The organism is Enterococcus sp. CR-Ec1 (genome assembly GCF_002850555.1).
Lineage (GTDB): Bacteria > Bacillota > Bacilli > Lactobacillales > Enterococcaceae > Enterococcus_D > Enterococcus_D entomosocium.
Window position 1 is genome coordinate 2,406,750 of the sequence record NZ_CP025223.1, and the last position, 13,289, is coordinate 2,420,038.

Consider the following 13,289-nt stretch of genomic DNA (forward strand, 5'->3'; position numbering starts at 1 on the left):
GCTGGTAAAGTCATGCTATTTTTGTTGGTCTTTTTTCTTTCTTGCTTTGAAGAACAAACCAATTCCTCCTACAACGAAGACTGCTGCCCCAATCAGTGAAGCATACCAAGTTCCTTCAGATCCCGTTTTCGGTAGGTACTTACTTCCCCACCAGCTTTGGTTGTTATTGCTACCGTTGCCGTTGTTGTTCCCCCAACTGCCCCAGTTACCCCAAGCGCCGTTGCTTCCGTCGGTACCATTCGTTCCATTGGTACCGTCCGTGCCATTGCTACCGTCCGTGCCGTCGGTACCATCCGTACCATTGTCACCCGTTGGTACCACGATTGGTGTTGCTGCACTGCGGTATTCTCTGCCACCTGCTGTAACGATAGCCACAACGTTAAGGGTTTCTTCTGGTGAAACATCCTCTGGGTCTAATGTGATGCTGAAGGCACCATTCCCATTGGTCGTTCCAGTTCCGACAACGTCACCCGCTTCATTCAAGATTTCGATCGTCGCATTGGCTGGACCATTCCCGAAGACTGGATAGCCATCGGTAGGATTGCCAGTGATCGTGGCAACCGGTGCGTCAACCGTCAAGGCACTGACTACGGTCGTCGTCGGATCACTTAAGGTTTCGCCTTCGGCTAAAGCAAGAACCGTAACAGTTTCGCCTTCCGTCGCTTCCGCGGATAACTCAACATCCCAGTCACCATTTTGATCGGCGATCGTTGTGATTGGTCCTTCAGCCGCGAAGATGGTCAGGAATCTACTTGTTAACGGATCGCTGATGGTAACGGTGATCGTAGCACCTGGCTCACTCGTTCCGCTGATCGTTGTATCACCAGCCGTAACTGGGTCAATGGTTGGTGTATCTGTCTTGATGCTTTCATCATCGACAGGTACGACGATTGGTGTCGGATTACTGCGGTAGTCATCCCCACCAGCAGTGACGATCGCCACAACCGTTAAGTTTTCTTCTGGTGCGACATCCTCACTAGTCAATGTGATCGTATAGTCACCATTTTCATCGGTCGTGCCTGTTCCAACGACATCCCCCGCTTCATTCAAAATTTCAATCGCTGCATTGGCAGGCCCGTTCCCGGCTACTGGATAGCCTTCTTGGGAATTACCCGTAATGGACGCTGAAGGTGCGTTGACCGTGATGCCATTAACAACGGTCGTTGCTGGTTCACTGGTGGTTTCTCCTTCACTTTGCGCCACTGCTGTTACGATTTCATCTCGAGAAACTTCTGCAACTTCCACTGACCAATTTCCTGCTTCATCTGCTTCGGTTTCAACCGCTTCTTCTCCCGTTACCGTCACGGTGACCATCGATCCCGGTACAGCAGTACCAGTGATGGTCGTGTCACCAGCTGTGACTGGTTCGATGATTGGTGTGGCGGTTTGATCGATCGTATTCTCAACGGGCACTACGATTGGTGTGGCATTACTCCGATAGTCTTTGCCGCCGGCTGTAATGATCGCAACGACGTTCAATGATTCTTCAGGAGAAACATCTTCACCAGAGAGCGTGATCGTGTAGTTGCCATTTTCATCAGTATTGCCTGATCCAACGACATCCCCCGCTTCATTCACGATTTCAATCGCCGCATTTGGTGCTGCCATCCCCGTCACTGGATAACCATCCTCTGGATTGCCAGTGATGGAAGCGGTCGGTGCTGAAACCGTGATGCCATCCACACTCACTGTGATTGGTGCACTAGGGTCTTTTTCAGGGGATTGTGCCACAACAGTGACGGTATCACCCTCCGCAACTTCAGGTACCTCGACTGTCCAATTGCCCTCTTCGTTCGTTTCAGTTGTGATCGGTTCATTTTCACCAATCGTTACCGTCACCGTCGAACCTGGTTCGGCAGTCCCGCTGATCGTCGTATCGCCAGCTTTGACTGGATCGATCGTTGGTGTTGCAGTTTGTTGCTCTTCTTGATCCAAAGGTACCACGATTGGTGTCGCATTACTGCGGTATTCTTTGCCGCCAGCTGTCAGAACTGCGACGACTGTTAGGCTTTCCGCTGGTGCAACAACTGTTGGTTCAAGAGTGATACTGTAGTTTCCTTCCGCGTCTGCGGTTCCTGAACCGACGATTTGTCCATCGCTATTCAAGATTTGTATGGTGGCATTGGCTGGTGCCGTTCCAGTTACTGGATAGCCATCCGTGCTATTGCCTGTGATGGTTGCACTAGGAGCAGTGACCGTCAACGCCCCCACACCAACTGTTACTGGAGCGCTTGGCTCTTTGTCAGGTGATTGAGCCACAACAGTGACTGCATCGCCTTCAGAAACTTCTGGTACTTCTGCTGTCCAATTGCCTTCGTCATCCGTTTCAGCCGTGATTGGTTCCGCATCTGGTACAGTGATCGTCACGGTTGAACCTGGTTCTGCGGTCCCACTGATGCTGGTATCTCCTGCCGTGATTGGATTGATCGTTGGTGCAGCTGTCTGATCCACTACCGTATCTGCTGGTACGATGACCGCTGTGGGATTACTGCGATACTCTTTCCCACCAGCTGTTACGATAGCAACGACATTTAAGGTTTCTTCTGGATTGACAGTTTCAGCAGTTAAGTCCACTGTATAGTTGCCGTCTCCATCGGCAGTGCCTGTTCCAACGACTTCATTGTCTGCGTTCAAGATCTCGATCGCTGCATTGGCTGGTGCTGTACCAGTCACTGGGTAGCCATCCGTGCTGTTGCCGCTGATGGAAGCTGTTGGTGCTGCGACAGTCACTCCTTCAACGATGACAGTGATTGGATCACTTGGGTCTTTGCCGTCACTGTCTGCGACGACTGTGATGGTATCCCCTTCAGACAATTCAGGCACATCGACACTCCAGTTGCCCTCATCATCTGTTTCGGCGGTTTCTTCTGTGCCGTCAGGTAGTGTCACAGTCACAGTTGAGCCTGGTTCTGCCGTTCCGCTAACTGTTTCGTCGCCTGCTTTGATTGGATCAACCGTTGGTGCCGTTGTTTGATTTTCACCCGGTTCAGCTGGCACCATGATTGGTGTCGCTGGACTACGATAATCTGTACCACCAGCTGTGACCACCGCAACTACCGTCAAGTTTTCTTCAGGAGAGACACCTTCACTGGTCAAATCGATCGTGTAAAGCCCTGCATCATTGGTCGTACCCGTTCCAACTGTCTCGCCAGCTTCGTTCAAGATTTCGATGGTCGCATTCGCTGGTCCTGTTCCGGTCACTGGATAACCATCGGCTGCATTGCCACTGATGGACGCACTAGGAGCCGCCACCGTTAATGCACCGACTGTGATCGTTGCTGGTGTACTTGGTGTCTCATTTTCTACTTCTGCTACTGCCGTAACAATCGTCCCTTCGGAAAGCTCTGGCACATCAACTTGCCAATTGCCCTCTTCGTCAACTTCGGCTGAGATTGGGTCTTGCTCACCGACCGTCACGTTGACTATTGCTCCTGGTTCGGCTGTCCCGCTGATTTCTGTTGCGCCGGCAACTGCTGGATTGATCGTTGGTGTCGCCGTTTGATCCGCAGGTACCACGACAGCCGTTGGTTGACTACGGAAGTCATCCCCACCTGCTGAAACGATGGCAATGACACGGACCGTTTCTCCTGCTGATGCCTCTTCACTGGTCAAGGTAACGGTGTAAACACCATTCTCATTGGCTGCCCCTGTGCCAATCACTTGATCATCAGCATTTAAGATTTCGATTGCCGCATTGGCTGGTGCTGTACCAGTTACAGGATAACCATTTTCACTATTGCCAGAAATCGTTGCCGTTGGTGCTGCCACGATCAGCCCTTGCACCGTCACCGTTACTGGTAAGCTTTCTGTTTTGCCGTCTGCCAAAGCAGTAACTTTCAAGACATCATCTAGAGAAACCGTCGGCACAGTTGCCGTCCACTCACCTTCGTCATTCGCTGTTGCAGTGTAAGTATTGCCGCTTGGCAGTTCAACGGTTACCTCTGCTCCTGGTTCAGCCGTTCCGCTAACGGTTGTCGCCCCAGCAACCACGGGTGCGACAGTCGGTGCTGCTGTTTGGTCTTCTGCGTTATCTTCTGGCACCACGATACTAGTTGCTGGACTGCGATAGTCTTGACCGCCAGCTGTTACCATTGCCACCACTCGCAAGGTTTCTGCTGGAGAAACACCTTCTGTCAAGGTGATCGTATACTCACCGTCTCCATTGGCAGTGCCACTGCCCACCACTTCACCCGCATCATTTAAGATCTCAATCGCTGCGTTGGCTGGTGCTGTCCCTGTGACTGGATAGCCGTCAGTACTGTTGCCAGTGATCGTTGCCGTTGGTGCTGTCACGTTCAAGGCACCGACACCGACACTGATTGGTTCACTTGGGTCTTTGCCTTCAGCTTCCGCAACCACTGTGACCGTGTCGCCTTCTGAAAGCTCTGGTACGGTGACCGTCCAATTGCCTTCCTCATCCGTTTCGGCAGTCACTGGATCTTCTCCAGGAATCTCCACCGTCACCGTTGAACCAGGTTCGGCCGTTCCTCCGACGGATGTATCCCCTGCTTGCACTGGCTCGATCGTTGGGGTAGTCGTCTGGTCTGCTGGTACCACGATGGAAAGCGGTGCACTGCGGTATTCATCGCCGCCAGCTGTTACCACTGCCACCACCTGAAGCGTTTCTGAAGGATCAACATCGTCGTTGCTCAATGTGATGTTGTAGGCACCTTCCTCATTTGCTTCGCCACTGCCGACAACCTCACCGGCTGCATTTAAGATCTCAATCGCTGCATTCGGCGTTGCCGTTCCTGTAACTGGATACCCCTCTGTACTATTGCCGCTGATCGCTGCTGTCGGTGTTGCCACACTAAGTGGATTTACGATGACCGTTGCTGCGTCACTTGGCGTTTCCCCATCAAGGGTCGCTACCACTGTAACTGTTTCTCCTTGAGAAACCTCGGGCACCGTTGCCGTCCAATTGCCTTCGTCATCTGCTTCGGCAGTGACTGGCTCTGCGTCACCAATCGTTACCGAGACTGTCGCGCCAGGTTCAGCTGTACCACTGATGGTCGTGTCGCCGGCTGTCACTGATTCAATCGTTGGGACTGCGGTTTGATCCAATGGTACTGTGATTGGGGCAGCCGCACTGCGGTAGGCTTGACCACCGGCTGTGACTACCGCCACCACCCGTAAGGTTTCAGCTGGAGACGCATCATCACTCGTCAACGTGATCGTGTATTGGCCTTCGTCATTGGCAGTGCCAGTACCTACCACCTCGTCATCGGCATTCAAGATTTCGATGGCTGCATTGGCTGGTGCCGTTCCCGTTACTGGGTACCCATCGGTACTATTGCCACTGATCTTCGCGGTTGGCGTAGCAATCGTCAATCCATTGACCCCAACACTGATTGGTGCACTTGGGTCTTTGTCTGGTGCTTGTGCGACCACTGTGACGGTTTCTCCTTCAGAAACTTCAGGAACTTCAACCGTCCAGTTGCCCTCGTCATCGGCTTCACCAGTCACAGGTTCTTCACCTGGGATCGTTACCGTCACCGTAGCGCCTGGTTCGGCAGTCCCACTGATCGTCGTGTCCCCTGCATTGATTGGGTCGATGGTTGGTAATGCTGTTTGTTCAAGCTCATCTGCTGGGACCGTCACTGGTGTGGCAGGACTGCGGTACTCATCCCCGCCAGCTGTTACGATCGCAACGACAGACAAGGTTTCTTCTGGTGCTGCATCGGCTGGTGCGATGGTTACCGTATAGTTTCCATCCCCATCGGCTGTGCCAGTACCGATCACATCGCCTGCTTCATTCAGCACTTCGATCGCTGCATTCGCTGGTGCAGTCCCCGTGATTGGATAGCCATCGGTACTATTGCCGCTGATGATCGCTGTTGGTGCTGCCACCGTCACTCCATTGACTCCAACGCTGATTGGCGCGCTTGGCTCTTTGCCTTCGGCTTCCGCAACGACCGTGACTGTATCGCCACCAGAGACTGCTGGCACTTCTGCAAGCCAGTTTCCTTCGTCATCCGTTTCAGCCGTTACTGGTTCTTGATCGGTGATCGTCACAGTAACCGTCGACCCTGGTTCTGCCGTTCCGCTAATCGTGGTATCACCTGCTGTGACCGGATCGATCGTTGGTGTCCCTGTTTGTTCAATGTCTGCTGGTACGGTGATTGGTGTGGCATTACTGCGGTAGTCTTGACCGCCTGCTGTCACAACTGCCACCACCTGCAAGGCTTCTTCTGGCGCCACATCGGCTGGATCTAAGGTCACGGTATAAGCACCCGTGTCATCCGCCGTCGTGCTACCAACAACATCGCCTGCTTCATTCAAAATCTCAATTGCCGCATTCGGTGTCGTTGTTCCGCTGACTGGATAGCCATCCGTGCTATTGCCTGTGATGGAAGCGCTCGGTGCACTGACCGTAACACCATCAACGGTCACGGTAATCGGTGCACTTGGATCTTTGCCTTCGGCCTCGGCAACGACTGTTACCGTATCGCCTTCTGATAATTCAGGAACCGTCGCTTCCCAGTTGCCTTCGTCATCGGCTTCTGCCGTTATCGGATCGCCTTCAGGCAGCGTGACCGTCACTGTTGCCCCTGGTTCAGCCGTTCCGCTGACGGTCGTATCCCCAGCTGTTACTGGGTCGATCGTTGGTGTTTCCGTCAAGTTTTCTACATCATCTGCAGGAACTACAAGTGGTGTGCCTGTACTGCGGTAGTCTTCACCACCAGCCGTCACGATCGCTTCAACCCGCAAGTTGTCGCCAGCTGCCACCTCTTGAGGATCAAGGGTGATCGTGAAGTTGCCCTCGTCATCGGCTGTTCCACTACCAACGACATCGCCTTCTTCATTCAAAATTTCAATCGCTGCATTGGCAGTCGCTGTTCCCGTTACTGGATACCCATCTGTGCTATTTCCAGTGATCGTAGCCGTTGGCGCCGCCACGGTTAAACCGTTTACACTCACGGTGATTGGGGCACTCGGATCTTTGCCTTCAGACTCAGCTACGACCGTCACAGAATCGCCTTCTGACAATTCAGGAACCGTTGCTTCCCAGTTACCTTCATCATCGGCTTCAGCCGTGATTGGGTCGCCTTCAGGAAGCGTGATCGTTATCGTTGCCCCCGGTTCGGCTGTCCCACTAACGGTCGTATCTCCAGCACTGACTGGATCGATCATTGGTGTTTCCGTCTGCTGGATATCTGCAGGCACCACAACAGGTGTTGGGTTGCTTCGATAGGTTTCGCCGCCAGCGGTCACAACCGCTGTCACATTCAGGGTTTCTTCCGCGTCAACATCCGCTGGATCTAACGTGACTGTATAAATACCATTCTCATTGGCGGTACCTGTTCCGACAATTTCGCCATCCGCATTGGTGATCTCAATGGCCGCATTTGGTGCTGCGGTTCCAGTCACTGGATAGCCCTCTTGACTATTTCCTGTGATCGAAGCCGTTGGTGCGTTGACTGTTAAGGCGGACACGGTGGTGCTAGCCGGTTGGCTTGGCGTTTGTCCTGCTAGTTCGGCGATAGCTGAAACCGTATCGCCCTCTGACACTTCGTCCACATCAACACGCCAATTGCCCTCTTCATCGGCTTCCGTCACGATCGGATCTGCACCGTTGACGGTCACAGTAATCGAGGCACCAGGCTCAGCAGTTCCGCTGACGCTTGTATCCCCGGCAGTCACCGGTTGAATCGTTGGTGTTCCCGTTTGTTGCTCCGCATCGTCTGCTGGAACGACGATTGGCGTATTGCCACTACGGTAAGTTTGCCCACCGGCAGTGACGATTGCGGCAACATTCAAGTTTTCATTTTCTGCTACATCTGCTGGGTTCAACGTGATACTGTAGTTGCCGTTCTCATTTGCCGTACCAGAGCCAACGACTTCACCTTCGGCATTGGTGATTTCAATGGCTGCATTTGCTGCGGCTGTCCCCGTCACAGGGTACCCATCGGTACTATTTCCTGTAATCGAAGCCGTTGGTGCATTAACCACTGGTGCTGCTACCGTTGCCGTTGCAGGCTCACTCGCCGATTCCCCATCAGCTTCCGCTACTGCTGTGACTGTATCGCCTTCCACCAATTCAGGGACATCTGCCGTCCAATTGCCGTCACCATCTGCGGTTGTTGTAATAGGTGCACCGCCGTTGATCGCCAATGTGATGGCTGCGCCTGGCTCAGCTGTTCCGCTGATCGTCGTTTCCCCTGCTGTCAATGGATTGATTGTTGGTGTATCGGTTTGATCTTCTGGTGTATCTGGCGCAAACCAAATCGAGTTATTGCCGTCAGCATCCGTAAATAAATCAATGGTGATCAAATCAAGTTGAGACATCGTTCCTTCGAAGCGGGCTTCGTAAGGATTAGATGGATTCGCCACGCCGTTTTCAACCAATTGTGCATAGGTCGGACTGGTGACATTCGTTGGAATGACCACATTGGTTTGACCTAAAACAGATGCAGAAGCGATTTGATCTGCTAAATCTGTCGTTGCATTGAAGACTGTTTGTGCTGTTTCAACCGTTGCGTTTAAAGTGGCTTTAGCTGTATTAACGGTACTTTGTACCAACGTATTGATTTGACCGATCAAGGTACCGATGCCTGGAATCCCACTTGCACCATCCAAAATACTGACTTGAATCTGGGCTGCTTGTAAATTATCGAGAATTTGATTGATGCGTTGATTGATAACGATAAATAAACCATCATCCACATTGGCAATCAGGGCACGTTCGTTATCGGTTAGTCCAGCTGGAACTTCAAAATTCGCTTGGCCAAATTGTCCAAGTTGATTTAATAAGTCTAACTGGGTAGTGATTTCATCTAAGTTGACGGATATCACTTGGCTAACATCCACGATTGAAGCCGCCGTATACAACGGATTTGGCAAGCCGCCAACGATTGTTGGCGGAATATCAAGTGCATCAGCTAAATTTTGATTGACGATTCCATCCACCGTGCTGATCAAGGTATTGACTGCTGGTGTGACTGTACCGATCAGTGTTTGCAAGGCTGGGAAATTCCCCAGTTGGAGTATCACATTGGTGGAAATCGATGCATTCCCTGCCGGTTGAACCAAACCAGTAAGGCCTTGAGGAACCCCAACAACCGCGACTTTATCCCCATTCAAGACATCAACCGTTACTGCATTCGATCCAGAAATCGAGAAATTGACTTGGTTCGTTGCACCAGGAGTTGCATAAGGTGCAGACGCACTCGTGCCTGAGTTATTAGACGCTGTGATATCTGAGAAAAGTTCAGCTGAAACCAAAGCAGCTTCAACCGTCGTTGGTGCCCATAACAAACTTGCTGGCACGACCACCGTACTTGTCAACAACATTCCACTGACAGTTAAATTCGCAATAATATTTTTCTTTGTTCGAACGCGTGTGTTTTTCTTTGAATCCATGAGCTTTTTATAATTAATGCCTTTCATTCATTCTCCTCCTGTTCGAAAAAAATTTAACCGACAAAAGATAAAACTGATGATCTCTGGAATCCTTCTTTCCCCCTTTAAAACCAGATGAAAATCTATTTCAACCCAACACCTAAAGGCATAGAGAGAAAACAAAAAGTAACCGATCGCAAAGCGAAGATTTTTTCGCATGCTTTCTGAAAAACCCAGTGATTTTTGTTCAAATAGTTTAGAAGCACATTAGCTCACTCTTGTGAAACTAAAAAATAAAATAACTAAACGAACACACTGTGTACCAAAATTCTAGCAAATTTATTTCTTTCCAACAAATTATAAACACGATAAATAATTAAAAAAACACTGAATTTCACCTTTCAAAACACAAAAGGTTTATTTTATAAACAAGCAGAAATTATTTATATTTATCTTATAAACAAATGTATAATGATAAAATATTGCCTTTTTTCGTCAGTTAACCTTTCTTTTTTTTATGTTTAATCAATATAATGAATACGATTTCAATTGCATGTTTATACATCTGGATAGAGAAAAATGATGATTGTGTTTTTTCATGATTTTAACCTCGTTTTTTACCTCCGCAAATAAAAAAACAAAAATAATTTAGACTTTTTTTCACGATATCACCTAAAATAACTCTTGCTAACGAAAAAAAGGAATCGAAACGCTCGCAGAAAGTTCTGTGAAAAAAGAATGAAACTATTCTATCAAAATCAACGTTGCACTATTATGAACGATTATTTCTTCAGTTGCTCTTCGCTGCTTTTCATCCTCACCTAGTTATTTGGTCCTACATTTCGGACGTAAGCGTTCATTCTACTCGAAGCGGTTATACTTGTTGGTAAGAAGGAAACACCGCTGCCCAATTGACTTCTTCTAATACGACTTAAGGAGCAACAAACGATGCATTGGCTAGTAATGATTTTTCTATTGATCTGCCTCAGTTTTGTCTAAAAAAAGCGTGAGAACCGAATGTTCTCACGCTTTTCTACGATCCCCCTCTGAGGATCCTCTATCACAAAGATTACTGAACGATTTCTTCCACCAAATCAAGGAAAGTCTGAAATAAAAGACCTTTTAGATTCCTCTATTGGCTTTACTTTACTATAATGGGGATACAAGATCTCATTAATTCAACGAGAGCGGAGGCTTTCTTATGTATGGCGAAACGATCAGACAAATCCGATTGAAAAAAGGCTTCACCCAAAAAGAAGTCTATGGCACGATTATTTCAAAGTCTTATGCCATCGAGTTCGAAAAAGGCAAGCATCAAATTGCTGCCAACTTGCTGTTGCAAATTTTAGAAAATCTCTCAATGGATATCGATGAATTTCTCTATATCGCGAATGGCTATCGCCTGGATGAGCAAAACAGCTATAATCATCGGTATAATCAATATTCAAACAAACACGATCTGCCAAATTTACAAAAGCTGTTACAGGAACTACAACAAACCACTAGTAGACTGAACAATATCCGTATTGCAGAGGTTCGCTCGCGAATTCGCATGCTACAATGCTTGGCAAAACATGGGGTCTATCGACAAAGTGCTGTTTTAGAATGCGATCGCCAAACGATCACTTCTTACCTCATTGATGTTGAGAGCTGGACGTTACAAGAAATCCAACTATTTGGCAACACCATCGATCTTCTGGACAACGACCATAATTTCCTCTTTTTCAAAAAGTATCCAAGATGCTCGAGTACTACATCGATATGGAAAAAGGTCGTGAAATCTACTGCGCCTTGCTGATCAATTTGATTGAATATACGCTAAAACACCAGCAGTACGATGCGACGGAAGTTCTCGTTGTCCAATTGAAACTTTTAGCGACAGACTACAAAGAATTTTTCCACCAAACCGTCTGCAAGTTTTTCCAAGGCGTGTTGCTCATAAGAACCGGCGATCAAAAAGCTGGTGAAACGATCACGCAAAAGATGTTGGATATTATGCGAGAACTGGATCAAGAAGCCCTTGCCGATGATTTTGCTTTGCTATTGGATGAAGATTATCTCCGAGCATTTGCCTCCTCCGAGTGATAAAGCGGCAACTGCAGCGTTCGTTAATAAAAAAGGAAGTGATGATTGCCATCACTTCCTTTTTCAGCTATTAGCTAACACTACGTTCGTCTGTCGCTCCAAAGTATTGATACATTGGTTTTTGGTTGCCATTGAGCAATTGATCCACCGTCACAAATTCATAGCCTTGCGCTTTCAGCGTTTGAATAATACCAGGTACGGCTTGAACGGATTTCGGATGAATATCATGGAGCAGAATTATTGAACCATCGTAGACATTATTTTGTACGACCTTCAAAATTTTGTTCGGATCTTTTAGCTTCCAATCCTCGGTATCAACACTCCATTGAATGATCGATTTTCCTGCCGCTTGGGCGCTCTGTTGATCGATCGCCCCATACGGCGGGCGCAAATTCTTAGGTAAGACTCCTGTTGCCTGATAGATTGCTTTGTCGGTCTTAGTTATTTCAGCTTTGACATCCTCCGGCGACAACGTATTTAATTGCGGATGTGAATAGGAGTGACTGGCAATTTCATGCCCTTCCTCATGGACTTTTTTCGATACTTCAGGATATCGATCCACCATTTGTCCTAATTCAAAAAACGTTGCTTTGACATCGTTGTCCTTTAAAATCTTCAAAAGATCTAATGTGGTTGTGTCGTTAGGGCCATCATCGAAAGTCAGTGCAACATATTTTTTGTTTTGGTCCAATGTCGATTGTTGCTCTTTCAATTGATCCGCATTAACAAGTTCCGGATCAATAAACGGTGCAATCTCTTTGTACGCCAACGTGATCTCAGATACGCCAGTTTGATTTTGGGGCAACTGGATCGTTAATTTTTCAGGATCATACGTAAATTTCGACTCATAGGTGATTCGATCCATCGCCAAGACCGCATCAATGACTTTATCAGGTTCCTTGGCTTGGTCTAAAATCTTTTGCTGAATGACTTGCTGGATCCCTAACAAGCTGCCTTCATCTGGAACCAAGTCTTTCAAGGATAATTCATTGCCGGTTTTCTCGGAAATAAAAATTGGATCGGCAACCACGCTATCCGCATCTTCAAAGCGACCAGTTTCCCGGTTCCAAACATAGCTGTCCGCTTTTAAAGAATAGGTTGACACTTTCGATGCGACAGCTTGTGCTTCAATCCGAGCAACAGTGACTGTCTCTTTGTCGGTGTGTTTTTTGCATAATTTGTTCGCCATGGTCGACAATTTCTTGCTTGCATCTTTGACAGGAATCGTACTTTCTTCTTTTGGTCGGAAAATCAATTCTTTCTTGTCCCCATTAGACAATGTTTCGAGTTTTGCTGGGATTCCCTCTTTAACTTGTTCTTCTTGGATCGATGCCAATAACTTTTCAGCAGCAGCCTCATATTTTTCCCGTGCCAAGGCTTCTTGCTGCTTCAACGTAAAGGCGATATAGCCGCCAGTGGCGATAATGACAATTGTCAGAAGCGTCATCAATGAAAAGAGATACTTACGATGGGTTGGCTTCTTTTTAGAAACTTGACGATCGTTGATTTGCGTGCGTCTTGCCGTTCCCGTTGTTTGCTTTTGATGTGATTCGACCCTTGAAAAAGGTGCTTGTTTTTCAGACATCGCTTCTTTATGTTGTGAATTATTTGAATAATTACTTGATTTCTTCATAAACATTCTCCCTAAAACATAATAACGTAAACAAAATGTAACATAAGCGTAATAATATTTCAACAGTGTTACAGAGATTCTTATAAACTTCTCTTTTTGTTCACCATTTTTGAGAATTGTTCTAAGAAATCTTTTATTCTGATACTAATAAAAGCAAGCCTATCAGCCATGATATCGTATTCACTCCGTTTTATTTTCGTTTAAAAATAATGAGAGATATCTTTTTGTA

The 13,289-nt window shown here is 47.9% G+C and carries 2 protein-coding genes and 1 pseudogene; 1 reads left to right on the plus strand and 2 read right to left on the minus strand.

Going from position 1 to position 13,289, the window contains the following annotated elements; translation table 11 throughout:
* Positions 1-15: 15 nt before the first annotated feature.
* Positions 16-9,390 carry an Ig-like domain-containing protein gene (locus CXM95_RS11610; RefSeq protein ID WP_101699196.1) on the minus strand — a complete coding sequence of 3,125 codons (9,375 nt, stop codon included), beginning with the start codon at positions 9,388-9,390 and terminating at the stop codon, positions 16-18.
* Positions 9,391-10,543: 1,153 nt separating this feature from the next.
* Between CXM95_RS11610 and CXM95_RS11615 the strand changes: the two are divergent.
* Positions 10,544-11,427 (plus strand): annotated as a pseudogene (locus CXM95_RS11615) (Rgg family transcriptional regulator).
* Between the two features lie 70 nt (positions 11,428-11,497).
* On the opposite strand, the gene CXM95_RS11620 reads toward CXM95_RS11615, so the two are convergent.
* Positions 11,498-13,060: a polysaccharide deacetylase family protein gene (locus CXM95_RS11620; protein ID WP_176256998.1), complete on the minus strand. Its 1,563-nt coding sequence runs from the start codon at positions 13,058-13,060 to the stop codon at positions 11,498-11,500.
* Positions 13,061-13,289: the final 229 nt, after the last annotated feature.